Here is a 20963-nt window from a genome sequence, read left to right as displayed (position 1 = left end):
TAATCACCAAAATAAGGTAGTTTTTAAACTTCCTGTTTATTTTCTCAGATTCTTGGTCACTCAAGAAATTTAATTTTATAAAAGTAAATGTTTATAAAATATTTTTTTGTCTTCCTTTTCTCACCCAAGGAAGGCAAAATAATGTTTTAGGACTTTTCTGAATCCAAATTTTATGGATGAATAAGTTTTTGAGAATTAAACATTGGTGTTTACCGCCCGACTCTTCAATTATCAATCATATGGCAATGAAAAAAACATTTACTTGCTTCGCCAATTTGGCTTTACTTTTAGTATTGAATTTTTTAGCAATACCAAATGAGGCCAATGCCCAGAATCAACCTAATTTACTGGATTTAAGGACCTGTGGAAACTCATGCTCCTCAAATAACTTCACCATTAAGGAAGTTTACCTGAGTGATGCAAATGGAGTCCCTTTATCTAGCAGCTTTGCAACATGTACACCGGGAGTGCAGCAGACTTCTTTTATCTCGTTTGTTTACCGTTCAAATTCCGGGTCGAATTCCAGTAATACCCGCCTTTTTGCTGACTTGACTGTAGGGGGTATACCAGAATTTTTCAATATATGGATTGGGGACCTTCCCGCTGCGAAGAATGCAGACAGGGTTGTAACACTTAATCATTCCTTCACTTGGACTTGTGGGGCTGAGGTAAGGCTTGACAATCCTCTTTTGGCATGGACAACCAGCGGCTCCGGCGACTTTTCCTCAAGTTATGAGTGCAACAGCTATCCAAGTGCCCAATGCCAATTTGGAGCAGATATTGTGGTGGATGCCCCCTTGGCAGTTCAATTTGATTTTACTGCATGTACGGTGGAAGGTACTACCACCGTTAACTTTATTTCAACTACTAATGGAGGAAGTCAGCCATACCAATACAATTGGAATTTTGGAAATAACGCCAGTCCTACTACTTCAAATTTACCAAATCCGATTGTAACTTATACTTCTGCTGGATCAGCTACTTTAATTGTAACAGATACAAAAGGGGTTTCAAATACATTCGTAAAGGCTGTCACAATACCAAATGAATTAATTGTCAACTCCACTACTGCTCAGCCTACTCCAGGTAACAACGATGGCTCTATACTTTTGAATACTACAGGTGGAACAGGCAATATTTCAGTTTCTTGGAATGATGGAACCACAGGATTGGAAAGGACTGGATTGGCGGCAGGAACATATATTGCTACAGTCACCGATGCTTTCAATTGCCAAAAATCAGTTACTATAAACCTCACAAGTCCTGAGCCAAATATCAGTCTTGTTAAATCAGGGGTTTATGAGGATACCAATGGCGATGGCCTCCAAAATGCAGGTGACAGAATCAATTATACTTTTTTAGTGACCAATACAGGGAATTTTCCTTTAAGCAATGTATTGGTTTCTGATCCTTTGATCATTTTGACCGGCAATACTTTTCCACTTCCTGTGGGAGAATCAAATAATGTTGCTTTTTCCGGTACTTATACTTTAACACAACTTGATATTGAGAATGGATTTTTTACAAATTCTGCGTCGGTTATAGCAGATGCTGGAAATGTTAAAGTCAATGCTACCGACAGCCACACTGAAAACTTTACCCAACTACCAAGCCTAATTGTTGAAAAAAACCAAATCGGGGGACCGAATCCTGTCACTGCAGCTGGTCAAGAATTAACTTATCAAATTACAGTAGAAAATACAGGCAATGTCAATATTTCAAATGTTGTGACTACTGATTTTTTACCGGGAAGTTCATCCGGAATTGTTTTAAATGTCGTCAATGGCGATAATCAAAATCCGGGCATTTTGGATGTGGGTGAAATTTGGGTTTATTCTATAGATTATAATGTAGAACAAAATGTGTTTGATACTGGGGACAATTTGGTCAATGTTGTAAATGTAAACTCAACACAGGTTCCTGGCCCAACAGTAGCTTCTGCCATAACTCCCACAGTACTTTCCCCTGCACTTTCCATTGCTAAGTCAGTGACCGAAACAACCTTTGCCGCTCCGGGTGATGAACTGAACTATACCATCACGGTATCCAATACAGGAAATACCACTCTGGAGAACATCTCCGTGGCCGATCCTTTGACAGGATTAAACACGAATATTGCGGTTCTTGCTCCTGGGGCATCTCAGGACATCAATACTGTCTATGCAGTCGATCAGGATGATATCGATGCGGGTTCCGTTTCCAATACTGCCACTGCTTCGGTAAATGACATCTCTGTAAATGATGAAGTAACCGTGACCGCTACCCAGTCTCCTGCACTTTCCATTGCAAAGGCGGTAACTGAAACCACCTTTGCTGCTCCGGGTGATGAACTCAATTACACCATAACGGTATCCAATACAGGAAACACTACACTTGAGAATATCTCCGTGGCCGATCCTTTGACAGGACTGAACACCACCATCACCGTTCTTGCTCCGGGTGCTTCACAGGATATCAACACTGTCTATGCAGTCGATCAGGATGATATCGATGCGGGTTCCGTTTCCAATACGGCTACGGCTTCTGTTGGGGATATCTCGGTAAATGATGAGGTAACGGTAACCGCTACCCAGTCTCCTGCACTTTCCATTGCCAAGGCAGTGACCGAAACCACCTTTGCCGCTCCGGGTGATGAACTGAACTATACCATCACGGTATCCAATACAGGAAATACCACTTTGGAGAACATCTCAGTTGCCGATCCTTTGACAGGACTGAACACAAGCATCACCGTTCTTGCCCCGGGTGCTTCACAGGATATCAATACAACTTATACAGTTGATCAGGATGATATCGATGCAGGTTCTGTGTCGAACATGGCTACGGCTTCTGTTGGAGATATATCGGTAAATGATGAGGTAACCGTAACGGCTACCCAATCTCCTGCCCTTTCAATTGCCAAGGCGGTAACTGAAACAACCTTTGCCGCTCCGGGGGATGAACTGAACTATACCATTACGGTTTCCAATACAGGAAATACCACTCTTGAAAATATCTCGGTTGTGGATCCTTTGACGGGACTGAATACAAACATCACTGTTCTCGCTCCGGGTGCATCCCAGGACATCAACACTGTCTATGCAGTAGATCAGGATGATATCGATGCAGGTTCTGTGTCGAACATGGCTACGGCTTCTGTTGGAGACATATCGGTAAATGATGAGGTGACCGTGACGGCTACCCAGTCTCCTGCCCTTGCGATCAGCAAATCAGTGGCTGAGAGTTCGTTTGCCGCTCCGGGTGATGAACTCAATTATACCATCACGGTATCCAATACGGGTAACACAACTCTGGAAAACATCGCCGTGGCCGATCCTTTGACAGGACTGAACACAAGCATCACCGTTCTTGCTCCGGGTGCTTCACAGGATATCAATACAAGCTATGCAGTAGATCAGGATGATATCGATGCGGGTTCCGTATCGAACACAGCCACTGCTTCAGTAAATGATATCTCTGTTTCGGATGAGGTAACCGTAACGGCTACCCAATCTCCTGCTCTTTCAATTTCGAAGGCAGTGACCGAAACAACCTTTGCCGCTCCTGGTGATGAACTGAATTATACCATTACGGTATCAAACACCGGTAACACCACTCTGGAGAACATCTCCGTGGCAGATCCATTGACAGGGCTGAACACAACAATAGCTGTCCTTGCCCCGGGTGCTTCACAGGACATCAACACGGTCTATGCAGTCGATCAGGATGATATAGACGCAGGTTCCGTGTCCAATACAGCTACGGCTTCTGTTGCAGACATATCGGTAAATGATGAGGTAACGGTATCGGCTACCCAGTCCCCTGCCCTTTCCATCAGTAAGGCAGTAACTGAAACAACCTTTGCCGCTCCGGGTGATGAACTGAATTATACCATCACGGTATCCAATACTGGAAACACCACTCTGGAGAACATATCTGTTGTAGATCCTTTGACAGGGCTGAACACAAACATCACCGTTCTTGCTCCGGGGGCATCCCAGGATATCAACACTGTCTATGCAGTTGATCAGGATGATATCGATTCGGGTTCCGTTTCCAATACAGCTACGGCTTCTGTTGGTGACATATCGGTAAATGATGAGGTAACGGTAAACGCTACCCAGTCCCCTGCACTTGCAATTGCCAAGGCAGTGACCGAAACAACCTTTGCCGCTCCGGGTGATGAACTGAATTACACCATCACGGTATCCAACACGGGTAACACTACTTTGGAGAACATCTCCGTAGCCGATCCTTTGACAGGGCTGAACACCACCATTACTGTTCTTGCTCCGGGTGCTTCACAGGACATCAATACAACCTACGCAGTCGATCAGGACGATATCGATGCGGGTTCCGTGTCCAATACCGCCACTGCTTCAGTAGATGATATCTCTGTTTCGGATGAGGTAACGGTAAGCGCTACCCAGTCTCCTGCACTTTCCATTGCTAAGTCAGTAACTGAAACCACCTTTGCAGCTCCGGGTGATGAACTGAACTATACCATCACGGTATCCAATACAGGAAATACCACTCTGGAGAACATCTCCGTAGCAGATCCATTGACAGGGCTGAACACCACCATTACTGTTCTTGCTCCGGGTGCTTCACAGGACATCAATACAACCTACGCAGTCGATCAGGATGATATCGATGCGGGTTCCGTATCCAATACGGCCACTGCTTCTGTTGGTGACTTATCCGTAAATGATGAGGTGACGGTAACGGCTACCCAGTCTCCTGCTCTTTCAATTGCCAAGGCGGTAACTGAAACAACCTTTGCCGCTCCAGGTGACGAACTGAACTATACCATAACGGTATCCAATACCGGTAACACCACTTTGGAGAACATTTCCGTGGTTGATCCTTTGACAGGGCTGAACACTACCATCACCGTTCTTGCTCCGGGTGCATCCCAGGACATCAACACTGTCTATGCAGTAGATCAGGACGATATCGATGCGGGTTCCGTTTCCAATACGGCCACGGCTTCAGTCAATGATATCTCGGTAAATGATGAGGTAACCGTTACGGCTACCCAGTCACCTGCTCTTTCCATTGCCAAGGCGGTAACTGAAACAACCTTTGCCGCTCCGGGCGATGAACTCAACTATACCATCACTGTATCCAATACCGGCAACACAACTCTGGAAAATATCTCGGTTGTCGATCCTTTGACAGGACTGAACACGACAATCACCGTACTTGCTCCGGCTGCTTCACAGGACATCAATACTGTCTATGCAGTGGATCAGGATGATATCGATGCGGGTTCAGTTTCCAATACGGCCACTGCTGCAGTCAATGATCTCTCCGTTTCGGATGAGGTAACCGTTACGGGTACCCAGTCTCCTGCTCTTGCAATCAGCAAATCAGTGGCTGAGAGTTCATTTGCCGCTCCGGGCGATGAACTCAACTATACCATTACCGTATCCAATACCGGAAACACAACTCTGGAAAATATCTCGGTTGTTGATCCTTTGACAGGATTGAATACAAGCATCACCGTTCTTGCTCCGAGTGCATCCCAGGACATCAACACTGTCTATGCAGTGGATCAGGATGATATCGATGCGGGTTCGGTTTCCAATATTGCAACGGCCTCTGTGGGAGATATTTCGGTAAATGATGAGGTGACGGTAAACGCTACCCAGTCTCCTGCTCTTTCAATCAGCAAGGCAGTGACCGAATCAACCTTTGCCGCTCCGGGTGATGAACTGAACTATACCATCACGGTATCCAATACAGGAAACACTACTCTGGAGAATATCTCGGTTGCCGATCCTTTGACCGGACTGAACACTACCATCACAGTTCTTGCCCCGGGTGCTTCCCAGGACATCAACACTGTCTATACAGTCGATCAGGATGATATCGATGCGGGTTCCGTGTCCAACACGGCTACTGCCTCAGTCAATGACATCTCTGTTTCGGATGAGGTGACCGTAACGGCTACCCAATCTCCTGCTCTTTCAATTTCGAAGGCAGTGACCGAAACAACCTTTGCCGCTCCTGGTGATGAACTGAATTATACCATTACGGTATCAAACACCGGTAACACCACTCTGGAGAACATCTCCGTAGTAGATCCATTGACCGGACTGAACACCACCATCACCGTTCTTGCTCCGGGTGCTTCACAGGATATCAATACAACCTATACAGTAGATCAGGATGATATCGATGCAGGTTCAGTTTCCAATACGGCTACTGCTTCTGTCAATGATATATCGGTAAATGACGAGGTAACGGTAAACGCTACCCAGTCTCCTGCTCTTTCAATCAGCAAAGCAGTAACTGAAACAACCTTTGCCGCTCCGGGTGATGAACTGAATTATACCATTACGGTATCCAATACAGGAAACACTACTCTGGAGAATATCTCGGTTGTCGATCCTCTGACAGGATTGAACACGACAATCACGGTTCTCGCTCCGGGTGCTTCCCAGGATATCAATACAACCTATACAGTCGATCAGGATGATATCGATGCAGGTTCCGTGTCCAATACGGCTACGGCTTCGGTGAATGATATTTCGGTAAATGATGAGGTAACTGTAACAGCTACCCAGTCCCCTGCTCTTTCCATTGCTAAGGCAGTGACCGAAACAACCTTTGCCGCTCCTGGTGATGAACTGAACTATACCATCACGGTTTCCAATACAGGTAACACCACGCTGGAGAATATCTCTGTTGTCGATCCTTTGACAGGATTGAACACGACCATCACCGTTCTTGCCCCGGGTGCTTCCCAGGATATCAATACCACTTATGCTGTCGATCAGGACGATATCGATGCGGGTTCGGTTTCCAATACGGCTACGGCTTCAGTCAATGATATTTCGGTAAATGATGAGGTAACTGTAACAGCTACCCAGTCCCCTGCTCTTGCAATCAGCAAAGCAGTGACCGAAACAACCTTTGCCGCTCCGGGTGATGAACTGAACTATACCATCACGGTATCCAATACAGGAAACACCACGCTGGAGAATATTTCTGTTGTCGATCCTTTGACAGGATTGAACACCACCATCACCGTTCTTGCTCCGGGTGCTTCACAGGATATCAATACAACCTATACAGTAGATCAGGATGATATCGATGCAGGTTCAGTTTCCAATACGGCTACTGCTTCTGTCAATGATATATCGGTAAATGACGAGGTAACGGTAAACGCTACCCAGTCTCCTGCCCTTGCAATCAGCAAAGCAGTAACTGAAACAACTTTTGCCGCTCCGGGTGATGAACTGAATTATACCATTACGGTATCCAATACAGGAAACACTACTCTGGAGAATATCTCGGTTGTCGATCCTCTAACAGGATTGAACACGACAATCACGGTTCTCGCTCCGGGTGCTTCCCAGGATATCAATACAACCTATACAGTCGATCAGGATGATATCGATGCAGGTTCCGTGTCCAATACGGCTACGGCTTCGGTGAATGATATTTCGGTAAATGATGAGGTAACGGTAAACGCTACCCAGTCTCCTGCACTTTCAATTGCTAAGGCAGTGACCGAAACAACCTTTGCCGCTCCGGGTGATGAACTGAATTATACCATCACGGTATCCAATACAGGAAACACCACGCTGGAGAATATTTCAGTGGTTGATCCTTTGACAGGATTGAACACCACCATCAGCGTTCAAGCTCCGGGTGCTTCACAGGATATCAATACAAGCTGATTCAGTAGATCAGGAAGATAAATACGCAGGTTCAGTTTCCAAAACGGTTAACGCTTCTGTCAAAGATATATCGGTAAATGAAGAGGTAACGGTAACCGCTACCCAGTCTCCTGCCCTTTCAATTATCAAGGCAGTAACTGAAACAACCTTTGCCGCTCCGGGTGATGAACTGAATTATACCATCACGGTATCCAATACAGGAAACACTACTCTGGAGAACATCTCGGTTGTCGATCCTTTAACAGGATTGAACACCACCATCACGGTTCTTGCTCCGGGTGCTTCCCAGGATATCAATACAACCTATGCAGTCGATCAGGATGATATCGATGCAGGTTCCGTGTCCAATACGGCTACGGCTTCGGTGAATGATATTTCGGTAAATGATGAGGTAACTGTAACAGCTACCCAGTCTCCTGCTCTTGCAATTGCTAAGGCAGTGACCGAAACCACCTTTGCCGCTCCGGGTGATGAACTGAACTATACCATCACGGTATCCAATACCGGAAACACCACTCTGGAGAATATCTCGGTGGCCGATCCTTTGACAGGACTGAACACCACCATCACCGTTCTTGCTCCGGGTGCTTCACAGGATATCAATACAACCTATGCAGTAGATCAGGATGATATCGATGCGGGTTCGGTTTCCAATACGGCTACTGCTTCAGTCAATGATATATCGGTAAATGATGAGGTAACCGTAACGGCTACCCAGTCTCCTGCTCTTTCAATCAGCAAAGCAGTGACCGAAACAACCTTTGCCGCTCCGGGTGATGAACTGAATTATACCATTACGGTATCCAATACAGGAAACACTACTCTGGAGAATATCTCCGTTGTTGATCCTTTGACAGGATTGAACACGACCATCACGGTTCTTGCTCCGGGTGCTTCCCAGGATATCAACACTGCCTATGCAGTGGATCAGGATGATATCGATGCAGGTTCGGTGTCCAATATGGCTACGGCTTCGGTGAAAGATATTTCGGTAAATGATGAGGTGACGGTAAACGCTACCCAGTCTCCTGCTCTTTCAATCAGCAAGGCAGTGACCGAATCAACCTTTGCCGCTCCGGGTGATGAACTGAATTATACCATCACGGTATCCAATACAGGAAACACCACTCTGGAGAATATTTCAGTGGTTGATCCTTTGACAGGACTGAACACCACCATCAGCGTTCTTGCCCCGGGTGCCTCACAGGACATCAATACAACCTATACAGTAGATCAGGATGATATCGATGCGGGTTCCGTGTCCAACACGGCTACTGCCTCAGTCAATGACATCTCTGTTTCGGATGAGGTGACCGTAACGGCTACCCAATCTCCTGCTCTTTCTATTTCGAAGGCAGTGACCGAAACAACCTTTGCCGCTCCTGGTGATGAACTGAATTATACCATTACGGTATCAAACACCGGTAACACCACTCTGGAGAACATCTCCGTAGTAGATCCATTGACCGGACTGAACACCACCATCACCGTTCTTGCTCCGGGTGCTTCACAGGATATCAATACAACCTATACAGTAGATCAGGATGATATCGATGCAGGTTCAGTTTCCAATACGGCTACTGCTTCTGTCAATGATATATCGGTAAATGACGAGGTAACGGTAAACGCTACCCAGTCTCCTGCCCTTGCAATCAGCAAAGCAGTAACTGAAACAACCTTTGCCGCTCCGGGTGATGAACTGAATTATACCATTACGGTATCCAATACAGGAAACACTACTCTGGAGAATATCTCGGTTGTCGATCCTCTGACAGGATTGAACACGACAATCACGGTTCTCGCTCCGGGTGCTTCCCAGGATATCAATACAACCTATACAGTCGATCAGGATGATATCGATGCAGGTTCCGTGTCCAATACGGCTACGGCTTCGGTGAATGATATTTCGGTAAATGATGAGGTAACTGTAACAGCTACCCAGTCCCCTGCTCTTGCAATTTCGAAGACGGCCAACAGGTCTACCGTCAATGCTGTGGGAGATGAAATCATCTATACTTTGATTGTACAAAATACCGGAAATACCAATTTGATAGGTGTTGTGGTAACAGATCCTTTAACTGGACTCACTGAGACAATTGAAAATTTGGCACCTAACGAAACTTGGACAGTCAATACAACACATACCGTTACCCAAGCTGATTTAGATAGAGGAAGTGTAAGAAATGTTGCCTCAGCTCAAACCGGAGATGATCTGGAAACTGAAGACGAAATTAGTGTCGAAGTGGAAAAATCAAGCCAGATAGCTGTCAGCAAAACCGCTTTAACAGAAACATATAGTGTCATTGGTCAGGAGATTATCTATTCGATTTCTGTCACCAATACAGGCAATGTCACATTGAGCAATGTCCAGGTTTCTGATCCATTGACCGGTTTGGCAGAAAGTATTCCAACTCTCGCACCTGGACAATCTGTAACATTTGAAACAACCTATGCTATCCAATTGAAAGATCTGGAATCAGGAACTCTTGAAAACAGGGTAAATGTAACATCCACCGATCCGGATGGAAATGAGGTAAACGGAACAGATACGGCCACAGTCAATGGTTCTGCTAATAAAATCATTGCAAATGATGATGACCTTGGAGACTATGTGGTTACATACGGCGGCGTTTTGGGTAACATATTGGACAATGACCTATTGAATGGTAATCCGGTGAATTTTGAAGAAGTAAACTTTGAATTTACTGACCTGGCAGGAATAATTGGATTGCTGATCAATGAAAACGGTGAACTGAGTTTGATCCCGGGTCTCAATCCTCCAGGAGAATATGTCCTTACCTACGAATTGCGCGAAGCAGCAAATCCGACAAACACTGATTTGGCTACGGTTACCTTCAGGTTGCTCGTCAATGATGTTGACCTTTCCATCACAAAAACATCCAATTCCATGGAAGTTTTTGAAGGAGATGAATTTGAATATGAAATCATGGTCAGCAATATCGGAGGAACTGATGCCAGCAATGTGGTAATTGTTGATGACCTGCCAAATGCGGTGTCCTACTTGAGTTCAACCTTCGAATCTTCGGATCCTCAAATGGAAGTTGATATCAGGGTCAGCGGTGTTGCTGTCACCTTTACGGTTCCTTTCTTCCCAGCTGACGCAACTCTGATGATCAAAATCAAGGTCCGGGCAAATGAAATCAATTCTGAAAGGGTGGTTCAGGTCACCAATATTGCCAGAGTTTCTTCAGATGAGAATGACACAAATATGACTGATAATCAGGCAACTGATACCAATCAGATCCATCCATTCTTTATCCCAAATGTAATCACCCCTGATGGTGACGGTCTCAACGATACATTTGAAATCAAAGGATTGGACAAATTTGTGGAAAATGAAATCGTCATCTTCAACAGAAACGGAGACCATGTATTAGAAAGAAAGAATTACCAGAATGAATGGTCTGCTGAAGGACTTGTGTCAGGAACCTACTTCTTTGTCCTAAAGACAGTAGATAGAAATGGTAAAGACCACGAATTCAAGGGATGGATTCAAGTGATCAAAAAATAAATTGGAATGAATATGACTCTAACTCTAAAAAGAATATCCAAGATGGATCAGATCAAAAGAAATTTTTTGTTGGTAATTGTTTTGGCTATGGCAGGTGGACTTGTCCACCTGCCTTTACAGGCCCAAAACTCCTTATTGAGATTTGCGGAAAAGCAATATGCTCTTGAAAATTATTCCCAGGCAGCAACGCTTTATTCTCAGGCTTATGAGAGAAAGGCGAAATACAGTACAGCAGTATTGGCGGCCGAATCCTTCCAGAATCTTCAGGATTACGAAAACTCCTTCAAATGGTGGAAAACCGTGGTGAGTCATGAAGAATCCACCAGAGAAGATTATTTGAAATACCTCAAAGCTGCAATGAAATTTGAGGTTGACCCCAATGTCCAGGAATTGTTCGCAGGAAGCCCCTATTCTGAGTTTGATTTTCCGGAAATAGATTTCAATCAGCTCAAAGAATTGAAGAAAAAACAAGCCAATGTAAAATTGGTTCCGCTATCTGATTTAAACAGTCAAGGTTCTGACTATGGGATCACAGCAGATACTTTGGATAATAAATATTTCTCCAGCAATAGAGGTTCCAGCTTTGAGTCAAACAAGCCCGGTGTAAGGTTGGATGCCAAAAACAGCCTTTTCAGTGAGGAAAAAAGTGATTTCAATGACATGGAGTATTTTGGGATTTATCGATTCAGCACTGCAGGTGATATTTCCAAAATCAGTTCTGATATAGCTGATGCCTTGCAATATTCAGATCCAAGTCTGATGGAAAGCAGAAATATTTTATTCTACACAGTTTTCAGAAATGTCAGAAAAATTAAGAATAGATTAGATTTTTCGGTTCATCCTGAAATCTATTTCAGCAATATTTCCACAAATGGACAATTTACGGATAGTAAGCCTTTCCCTATCAACAACATAACCGAGTACGGAGTAATGACTCCCTTTGTAGATGAGGAAGCCAAAAGAATATATTATGCATCTGACAAACCAGGCGGATTTGGTGGTTTTGACCTTTACTATGTCACCTATGATGATCAATTAAATTTTGGCGAGCCCGTCAATTTAGGTCCGGACATCAATACCGATAAGGACGAAACCCATCCGTCCAGAATGGGAAGCAATTTTTATTTCTCGTCTAAAGGCCATTTGGGTCTGGGTGGAATGGATATTTTCATTTCAGATTATCAAAATGGCAATCTTGGAAAAGTTACGAATATGGGCCTCCCCTTTAATTCTTCAAGAGATGATTTTGCTTTCTATATTTCACCAAATGGTAAAAGGTATTTATCCTCGGACAGGGTTGGAGGAATGGGAATGGATGATATTTATCTCATCGAAGATCTTAATAAGCGATTGATCGCAAGGGTAATTGACTGTGATGGAAACGTCATTACTGAAGAGTTTGAATCCAAAATCACAGAAAGAAACACTTCAAACCCAATCCCTACTTCCCGAAATGAAAAATCTGAATTAACCGCAGAACTTTCCTTGGATACAGACTTTAGCCTGTCCATCAGTAAAAAAGGTTTTTTCAATATTCAGGACAATACCCTTTCTACAAAAGGATTTGATGGAGAGATTTTGGAAAGAGAATACCGACTTGCACCCATTCCTTACAACTTGCCGATTTATGCCGATATCGTCTATTATGACCTGGATAAATCAATTATAAGGCCTGATGCGGAACCCACATTGGACAAAATCGGTGGACTCATGCAACGATATGGATTTATTGATTTGCTGGTCAATTCCCATACCGATGCAAGGGCATCCAAAGAGTATAATGATATCCTTAGCCAAAAAAGGGCTGATGCAGTAAGCGAATACCTATCCAAATATGATATACCCAAAGAGAGGGTAAGACTGGAATGGTTCGGAGAAGAAAAGATTATCAATGATTGTGGAGATGGTATTCCATGCCCCGAAACGGAACATCAATTGAACAGAAGAAGTGAATTGGTATTAGAAGCCTTCTCGGACAAAAACAGGCAATATGATTTGCCTACGGAATTTATGGGTAGAGATATCTGTGATCCGATAGATCTTTTTGAGGCCATGAACCATGAAATTCCGACTATCTATTTTGATTTTGATAAAGCTTCTCTTCGCAATATCCATAAAAAGGAATTGGAACGCGTCAGTCTGATGCTTCAGAGGTTGGTTAACCTCCAACTCAATATCACCGGACACACCGACCAAAGAGGCAATGAAACCTACAACATGAATCTTTCTGAGCGAAGAGCAAAAGCAGTAATGGACTACCTGATCAATAAGGGAATTGAACCCGGTAGAATGAAAAGTGAATGGTTAGGCAAAACTCAGCCGGTAAATGACTGCAATACCGGTGATTGCAATGAAGCCATGCATCAGCTGAACAGAAGAACAGAATTGAAACTCCAGAACAATAAGTAAAAATTGATTTTTTTATTTGGTCTTTTCTAAAGATCAAGTAACCCGACATTTTTTAATTTAATTGAAGAGTTAGAAAACTAAAAAGAGTCTCCTTATGGGAGGCTTTTTTTCTTTTCAAGATCTTGAAAATGGCTAAACGCTTCCATATCAATACCTGATATCCTACTTCAAACATGTCAGAATCCCAAGGCTATCAGGACGATGTCCTGTGTATTGAACAAGTCATTTCGGTTTCCTGGCTGAAATTTCATTGAATTACCAAATCTTAAATAGATAAAGTGCCTTCATTTCCTTCAACAAGGTTTTTACCTGTAGCTGCAGAAGCCATCATTTTTAGAAAATTAATCATTTTATTACCCTCAGTATCCCAGTAATATGCCGTGGTAGGTTTGACTTTTAAAATTGAAATGTTGGGATCGTCTTTGCCTCCTTGAAACCAAGTTATGAGAACCGGAGACCATAACTTTTCGATCTTTTCCTTGTCTAAAATTATTTCCGCTTCTCCATTTACGATCATAAAACTGTCTTTTCCAGGATGCGAATAAAAAAGCTGTACTTTTTTGTTCCATTCTAACTCCATGTTTTTATCGCTGTCTCTGGGGCTGAAAAACCAAATATTACCTTCTTCACAGACTTTTTGGGTACTCATCGGTCTGCAGGAAGCACCATCATCGGTTTTCAAATTGGTACAGAACATACATATATCAATCGATTCGGCAAGCTCTCTTAATTTTACAATTGCATCTTGACTCCTTAGATTTTTTAAACCTTCCATATTATTCTCAATTTAATGAGTTCAAAACTGAGAACTTTTGGGTTAAAATAATTACAATGTATTTTGCATATGTTATAGAATTTACTTTTTAAAAAAATCCTGCAGAGGACTTTAGAATGTATGATTCCACTTTCTTTACCTATTCATTATTGGTCATCAAGGCATGATTCCTGATCAAGATATTCATATGGCTAATATCATACTTTTGATTGCCCTTTCACTTTTCCACCGACGGTTAACCAAAAAAACCAAGTTTCAATTAGTTTCGAATTCTTAAACTTTACGATTATATGAAAAAAATATACCTGCTATTGGTTCTGGGAATGTTTTTGGGACAAGGATTCGCCCAAGAACCGCATACTAAAGGCAATTATGAATTGGCTGCAAGATTCTCCCCTGAAAAACTGAAAAAAATGATTTTTTCCATCAATGTTGATGCCCACTGGCTGAAAAAAACAGACCGGTTTTGGTATGAATATGAAACCACAGAAGGAAAAAACTGGTACATCGTCAACCCTGTTACCAAAACCAAAACAAGTTTGTTTGATAAGGATAAATTGGCAGCTGAAATTACCAAAGTTGTCAAAGATCCCTTTGATGGACAGCACTTGGATATTACCAATCTGAAATTTTTGGAAGATGAAAACACCATTCAATTTAAGATTAAAAGCTCTCAGGATATAGTGAAAAAGGATTGGGCAGAAATCAAGGCAAAAAATGCTAGTGCCAAGGATTCTTTGGAGAAAAAAACCTTTGTATTCAGATACGATATTGGAAACCAACAATTGACAGAAGTTAAAGATCCTGAGGAGGAAGCGAAACGACTTGCCTGGGCCAATATTTCCCCTGATTCCTCCAAAGTAGTATTTGCCAAAAATGATAACCTCTTTTGGATGGATAAAGAAAACTTTCTCAAAGCAGTTAAAGATGAAAAAGACAGCACCATTGTCGAACACCAACTTACAGAAGATGGGGAAAAAGACTACGGTTACAGTAGTTCCGGTCGTGGCGACGACAATGTAGAGGAAGAGAAAAAGAAAAATGACCGAAAGCGTGCAGGCGTTCTTTGGTCTGAATCGTCGCAACAATTTATCATCAGCAGGACTGATTCAAGAAAAGTCAAAGATCTTTGGGTCATCCACAATACCCGTGACCCTAGACCAACCTTGGAAACCTACAAATACGCCATGCCCGGGGAAAAAGAACAGCCCGTTACGGAACTGTTCCACTATTCATTTGGAAATGAAAAGATGTCAAAACTGGACATTTCAACTTTCAAAGACCAATCTCTCGGAATCTGGTCTGCAAATATTCCGGCCAAAAACAGGGATGATGAATTTAAACCTGTCAAATGGTTGGGAGATGAAAACTTCTTTTATTTTTCCATCACTTCGAGAGATCTGAAGAAAATTGATATCTGTCGATGGAATATCAAGGACGGAAAAAAAGAAACAATAATAGAAGAAAGAAGCAATACTTATATCGATATCACCAAACCTGAAATTATTAACAATGGCACTGAAATCATCCATTGGTCGGAACGTGACGGATGGGGACATTTTTACCTGTATGATACCAAAGGAAACCTAAAACGTCAACTGACTTCAGGACCTTTCCATTCAGAATCCATCTCTAAAGTGGATGAAAAAGCAAGAGTGCTATACTTCACGGCGAATGGAAAGGAAAAAGGAGAAGATCCTTATTATGAGCATCTATACAAAGTGAGCCTGAACGGAGGTCCAATCACACTGCTGAATCCCGGCAACTTCAACCATAGCATTTCTATCAATGACAATACCACCTACTTTGTCAATAATTTCTCCAGGGTAAATACGGTACCCTCCTCCACCCTATTTGATGCCATGGGCAGGAAAGTAATGGACCTGGAAACCGCTGATTTATCCTCTTTGTTTGCTGCAGGTTACCAATTCCCCGAACCCTTCAAAGTCAAAGCCGATGATGGTTACACTGACTTGTTTGGTGTGATGTACAAGCCCTTTGACTTTGATTCAACAAAAAGTTATCCCATTATCGAATACGTATATCCCGGTCCACAAACCGAGGCTGTAAACAAATCCTTCGGCAGAAGCATGGACAGAATTGACCGTCTTGCACAGTTTGGTTTTGTGGTAGTGACTGTTGGTAACAGAGGCGGTCATCCCGGAAGGTCTAAGTGGTACCATAACTACGGCTATGGTAATCTCAGGGATTATGGCCTAGCTGACAAAAAAGCAACCATTGAGCAATTGGCGGACAGGTTTTCCTTTATAGACAAGTCCCGGGTCGGAATCCACGGACATTCAGGCGGAGGTTTTATGTCCACGGCGGCCATGCTGGTTTATCCCGATTTTTTCAAAGTGGCGGTATCAAGTGCGGGAAACCATGAGAATAATATTTACAACCGATGGTGGTCAGAAAAGCATCATGGAGTAAAAGAAATTGTCACTCCAAAAGGTGACACCACTTTTGTTTACCAAATTGAAAGAAATCCTGATTTGGCCAAAAACCTCAAAGGAAGACTGCTGTTGGTCACCGGTGATGTGGACAATAATGTGCATCCTGCCAACACTATCCGGATGGCCAATGCCCTGATAAAAGCCAATAAGCGTTTTGATTTTATCATCCTTCCGGGACAAAGACATGGTTTTGGGGATATGACAGAATATTTCTTTTGGAGAATGGGAGATTATTATGTGCAGCATTTGTTGGGCGATAATACCCCTCCTCCCGTGGATATGCTGGAAATCCAAAGGGAAAAAGCATTGGTTAAATAATATTAAGTTAAACGTATTTTTTGGTAACTTCGAAAATCAATTGTTTTAACCAATTAACTTAAATAAATAATGAAAAGAAAAGCAACAGCCGTATGGCAAGGAACCGGAAAAGAAGGAAAAGGACATTTAACAACTCAGACAGGTGTTTTGGATAAGACCCAATATTCTTTCAGTTCGAGATTCGAGGATGGAAAAGGAACCAATCCTGAAGAACTGATTGCAGCTGCGCACGCAGGATGTTTTGCCATGAAACTCAGTTTTAATCTTACCGGCGCAGGTTTTGCACCTGAGGAATTACATGTGGAAGGAACCATTACATTAGCTGACGGAGCAATTACGCAGTCAAAACTGGTTTTGACTGCAAAGGTAAAAGACATCTCCAAAGAAAAATTTGATGAATTGGTGAAAGATGCAGAGAAAAACTGCCCTGTTTCAAAATTACTCAATACTGAAATTGTGGTTGAATCTACTTTAAACTGAAAAAAAATTAATAGCAGTCTAATGCGGAAGCTTTTGAGGGAGAAAAACCTCAAAAGCTTTTTTTTCATTTAATTAAATCAACAATTTTTAAAACATACAAAATATCATAAAAAAAGAAAAACCAATCAGTTGTTACTGATTCAACTCAAACAATAAAGTATTTCAATTTAATAAAGTTTATTTTTTTTGAGATCCAAGTGAGACTAATTTGGCAATTACTATAGCAGGAAAAAGGACACCGGTTACCGAAAGAAACACCGAAAGCATTCTCGCAGTCATCCCTACCGGGTAAAGTTCACCAAAACCAACAGTGCTTGTACTTACCAAACTGAAATACATATAATTCCCAAAATCCTCATCTTTCCCTGTCAGGATTACATCTCCGCCAATGGATTGCCCGGTTGATAAATGAATGTATTCAAATCCAAATGCCCCTGCCAGAGCAACCAATAAGTAAACATTTATGGCACCAGCTACTCTGTATTTATTTACTTCTTCATCTCTGAAAAGTAGCCTCATATTGATGAATATCAATAAAAGGAGGTTTAAAATGATCACAATTCTTTCCAACAAATAAAACTCATAGGGATTGTCTGTAAATCGGATCAGCCTCAAAAGTAAATGCATTGTTACCATGGAGATACTGGCAATCAAAAAACCTTTTTCGGTTGCTGAGAAAATACCTACAAAAAAAAGTAGGAAAAACATGATATTAAGAAAAATGGTGGTGTCCCCTTTACTTTCAATCATCGCAGGCAATACAAAAACAGTAAAAAGGAGCATGATCAATAGGCTGCCAAATGAAGCGTCTGAAATCCAATAATTCTTCGCCTTTTTAAAATATTGAAACATAGGTTAAACTTAGTGGTTTTGAAATTCAACTTTAAAGATCTGTTAATGAAACCAATTTATTTTTCATTTTTAAAGATTTTATGGATTTTGATTTATATTTTGGCTTAACATGTTTTTTAGCAAGTTAATAAGGTTCCAAATATGATAGCGATCATACAATATATTAAAAAGTCTTATTTTTTTTTGAATTATGTATTTCTTAAACTTCGGTCAGCATTCATGGATCTTTTACCGATTCTGATTGTAGTTTCTTTTTTTCAACTTGTTATTTTACGGCAGCCTTTCCCACAATTTGGTGAAATCTTTTTTGGCAGTGTATTGGTGCTATTTGGTCTCATGTTGTTTATTGAAGGACTGGAGATGGGCCTTTTTCCAATTGGGGAGAGTATGGCTTATGCGTTGGCAAGAAAAGGAAGCCTACCATGGTTACTCGTTTTCTCTTTTTTATTGGGGTTTTCCACAACAGTGGCCGAGCCAGCCCTTATCGCAATAGCCCAAGAGGCTGCAAGAATAGCTGCCGAAGCTCATCTGATTGAGTCCACCCAAAGCAGTAAGGACAGCTATGCGGTTGGATTAAGGCTGACTGTAGCTTTCAGTGTTGGATTATCAATTTTGATAGGTGTATTAAGGATATTAAAGGGATGGCCAATTTATTATTTAATCATAGGCGGTTATATCTTGGTCATGATTATCACCATTTTTGCACCAAAAGAAATTATAGGACTAGCCTACGACTTGGGAGGAGTGACGACTTCAACAATCACTGTCCCCTTGGTAACTGCTCTTGGAGTTGGTTTGGCGACTGTGATCAAAGGAAGAAATCCATTATTGGATGGGTTCGGATTAATTGCTTTTGCTTCACTCCTCCCGATGATATTTGCCATGCTGTACGGAATGATTTTATTCAACTGAAATTATGTTCGGCACAACCTTAGAATTTTATGAAATTTTCCTGCTTACTATTCGGGATGTTGCCCCGGTGGTTTTGTTAGTGGTATTATTTCAATTATTTGTGCTGAAACAAAATCTACCAAATTTAAGAAAAGTAGTCATAGGCGTATTATTGGTTATTATTGGGTTAGCACTTTTCCTCATGGGTCTCGAAAAAGCGCTATTCCCCATAGGTCAAATAATGGCAGAACAACTTTCTGAACCCATCTTCATATCTAAATCCTATGAAAACCCAAAAAGCTGGGTGGCATATTATTGGATTTACATTTTTGCAGCTATGATTGGATTTGCGACTACAATAGCTGAACCATCACTTATAGCTGTAGCTATCAAAGCTAATCAAGCCTCCGGCGGTACCATAAGCACATGGGGCTTAAGAATAGTGGTAGCCATTGGGGTCGCAATTGCACTTACCTTGGGTACAATCAGGATTGTAACAGGGACTCCTTTGTATATTTATATTATCGTCGGGTACATTATTGTCATGATCCAAACAATCTTTTCTCCTAAAAGAATCATTGCATTAGCCTATGATTCAGGTGGGGTTACCACTTCAACTGTAACAGTTCCTTTAGTGGTGGCTTTAGGAATCGGATTATCCAGTGTGGTGCCAGGAAGGAATCCTGCCATTGATGGATTTGGATTGATCGCATTCGCGAGTTTGTTTCCAATAATTACAGTATTGGGATATGCGCAGATAACAGAATTTAGAAACAAAATCAAAAAAGAGAAAAATGAAATTTAAAATCGTCATGGCCATGGTAAGGCCCAACATCACCGAAAAGGTAGTAGATGCTGCCAGGAAAGAAGGCGCCACAGGAGATGTCATTATTTCGGCAAGAGGCAGTGGTTCCAAAGAGTCTAAATCTTTTTTTGGCCTGACCCTTCAAGATCAGACCGAAATTTTGATGTTCCTGGTGGAAGAACACGCTGTAGATGCTATATTGGATGCTATCAGGATATCAGGTGAACTTCACGAACCTGGACAAGGAATCGCTTTTGTTTTGAATGTAGAAAAAGTAGCTGGCTTGGAAAGTCAAATGGAAAAATTCAAGGAACAAGCGAAAAGCAAGTATTTATAATTATCATTTAAAAAACTTTAAAGGATAGAAAATATGGAATCAAATTTCAAAAGTGCCAAAGATATCATGTCAGGTAAGTTGGTTTTTATTGAAGGATTGGATACTGTCCAAGATGCGGTTGATAAAATGAAGGCTGAAAGTGTTGAAGTTTTAATTGTAAACAAGAGAAATCAGGAGGATGCTTTTGGAATAATCACCTCAAGAGATATCATCAAAAAAGTCTATATCAATGATTTAAAACCTGAGGAAGTCAATATATACGAAATCATGTCCAAACCTGTAATTACTGTACCCGCTTCTTTAAACATCCGATATTTTCCAAGATTATTTTTGAGAGCAAAAATCCAAATAGCTCCAGTGGAAGAAAACGGTGAATACATTGGCATAATTTCATTTTCTGATTTACTTCACCATGGGCTTTAATAAATTTTTTATTGG

11 protein-coding genes are annotated in these 20963 nt (G+C 41.8%); 9 read left to right on the top strand and 2 right to left on the bottom strand.

Annotation, left to right across the window (positions count from 1 at the left end; translation table 11 throughout):
- Positions 1 to 245: 245 nt before the first annotated feature.
- The 3 genes from B9A52_RS25670 to B9A52_RS17630 are packed head-to-tail and all read left to right on the top strand — an operon-like array spanning position 246 to position 13611.
- Positions 246 to 7670 carry a DUF7507 domain-containing protein gene (locus B9A52_RS25670; protein WP_172805237.1) on the top strand — a complete coding sequence of 2475 codons (7425 nt, stop codon included), beginning with the start codon at positions 246 to 248 and terminating at the stop codon, positions 7668 to 7670.
- Positions 7642 to 11202, top strand: a complete 3561-nt coding sequence (locus tag B9A52_RS17635) for a DUF7507 domain-containing protein (RefSeq protein ID WP_084121719.1) — start codon at positions 7642 to 7644, stop codon at positions 11200 to 11202. Before B9A52_RS25670 ends, B9A52_RS17635 begins: the two co-directional genes overlap by 29 nt.
- 12 nt (positions 11203 to 11214) lie before the next feature.
- On the top strand, positions 11215 to 13611 hold the full coding sequence (locus tag B9A52_RS17630) for an OmpA family protein (protein ID WP_231955296.1): 2397 nt from the start codon (positions 11215 to 11217) through the stop codon (positions 13609 to 13611).
- A 265-nt stretch (positions 13612 to 13876) separates the two neighbouring features.
- Here B9A52_RS17630 and B9A52_RS17625 read toward each other — a convergent pair whose 3' ends face one another.
- Complete coding sequence (locus tag B9A52_RS17625; protein ID WP_084121718.1) at positions 13877 to 14386, bottom strand: pyridoxamine 5'-phosphate oxidase family protein; 510 nt, start codon at positions 14384 to 14386, stop codon at positions 13877 to 13879.
- Positions 14387 to 14676: 290 nt separating this feature from the next.
- Between B9A52_RS17625 and B9A52_RS17620 the strand changes: the two genes are divergently transcribed.
- Positions 14677 to 17160 carry a S9 family peptidase gene (locus B9A52_RS17620; RefSeq protein WP_084121717.1) on the top strand — a complete coding sequence of 828 codons (2484 nt, stop codon included), beginning with the start codon at positions 14677 to 14679 and terminating at the stop codon, positions 17158 to 17160.
- 69 nt (positions 17161 to 17229) lie between these two features.
- A complete protein-coding gene (locus B9A52_RS17615; RefSeq protein ID WP_084121716.1) occupies positions 17230 to 17640 on the top strand; it encodes an OsmC family protein in 411 nt (136 codons plus the stop codon).
- Positions 17641 to 17817: 177 nt separating this feature from the next.
- Here B9A52_RS17615 and B9A52_RS17610 read toward each other — a convergent pair whose 3' ends face one another.
- Complete coding sequence (locus B9A52_RS17610) at positions 17818 to 18492, bottom strand: potassium channel family protein (RefSeq protein WP_084121715.1); 675 nt, start codon at positions 18490 to 18492, stop codon at positions 17818 to 17820.
- 219 nt (positions 18493 to 18711) lie between these two features.
- Here B9A52_RS17610 and B9A52_RS17605 point away from each other — a divergent pair, with 219 nt between their 5' ends.
- The 4 genes from B9A52_RS17605 to B9A52_RS17590 are packed head-to-tail and all read left to right on the top strand — an operon-like array spanning position 18712 to position 20948.
- Positions 18712 to 19404 carry a DUF1538 domain-containing protein gene (locus B9A52_RS17605; RefSeq protein ID WP_231955295.1) on the top strand — a complete coding sequence of 231 codons (693 nt, stop codon included), beginning with the start codon at positions 18712 to 18714 and terminating at the stop codon, positions 19402 to 19404.
- A gap of 4 nt (positions 19405 to 19408) precedes the next feature.
- Positions 19409 to 20188, top strand: a complete 780-nt coding sequence (locus tag B9A52_RS17600; RefSeq protein ID WP_084121713.1) for a DUF1538 domain-containing protein — start codon at positions 19409 to 19411, stop codon at positions 20186 to 20188.
- A complete protein-coding gene (locus tag B9A52_RS17595; RefSeq protein WP_084121712.1) occupies positions 20178 to 20525 on the top strand; it encodes a P-II family nitrogen regulator in 348 nt (115 codons plus the stop codon). Before B9A52_RS17600 ends, B9A52_RS17595 begins: the two co-directional genes overlap by 11 nt.
- A gap of 33 nt (positions 20526 to 20558) precedes the next feature.
- Positions 20559 to 20948 carry a CBS domain-containing protein gene (locus tag B9A52_RS17590; RefSeq protein WP_084121711.1) on the top strand — a complete coding sequence of 130 codons (390 nt, stop codon included), beginning with the start codon at positions 20559 to 20561 and terminating at the stop codon, positions 20946 to 20948.
- Positions 20949 to 20963: the final 15 nt, after the last annotated feature.

Source organism: Aquiflexum balticum DSM 16537 (assembly GCF_900176595.1).
Lineage (GTDB): Bacteria > Bacteroidota > Bacteroidia > Cytophagales > Cyclobacteriaceae > Aquiflexum > Aquiflexum balticum.
The sequence above is the reverse complement of the archived record's forward strand: the minus strand, read 5'-3'. Positions and strand labels throughout refer to the sequence as shown.

Bases quoted from the DNA above. Each gene is read 5' to 3' on its own strand.
- B9A52_RS17620 (WP_084121717.1), top strand. From the start codon at position 14,677: ATGAAAAAAATATACCTGCTATTGGTTCTGGGAATGTTTTTGGGACAA.
- B9A52_RS17625 (WP_084121718.1), bottom strand. From the start codon at position 14,386: ATGGAAGGTTTAAAAAATCTAAGGAGTCAAGATGCAATTGTAAAATTA.
- B9A52_RS17615 (WP_084121716.1), top strand. From the start codon at position 17,230: ATGAAAAGAAAAGCAACAGCCGTATGGCAAGGAACCGGAAAAGAAGGA.
- B9A52_RS17600 (WP_084121713.1), top strand. From the start codon at position 19,409: ATGTTCGGCACAACCTTAGAATTTTATGAAATTTTCCTGCTTACTATT.
- B9A52_RS17595 (WP_084121712.1), top strand. From the start codon at position 20,178: ATGAAATTTAAAATCGTCATGGCCATGGTAAGGCCCAACATCACCGAA.
- B9A52_RS25670 (WP_172805237.1), top strand. From the start codon at position 246: ATGAAAAAAACATTTACTTGCTTCGCCAATTTGGCTTTACTTTTAGTA.
- B9A52_RS17590 (WP_084121711.1), top strand. From the start codon at position 20,559: ATGGAATCAAATTTCAAAAGTGCCAAAGATATCATGTCAGGTAAGTTG.
- B9A52_RS17630 (WP_231955296.1), top strand. From the start codon at position 11,215: ATGACTCTAACTCTAAAAAGAATATCCAAGATGGATCAGATCAAAAGA.
- B9A52_RS17610 (WP_084121715.1), bottom strand. From the start codon at position 18,492: ATGTTTCAATATTTTAAAAAGGCGAAGAATTATTGGATTTCAGACGCT.
- B9A52_RS17605 (WP_231955295.1), top strand. From the start codon at position 18,712: ATGGATCTTTTACCGATTCTGATTGTAGTTTCTTTTTTTCAACTTGTT.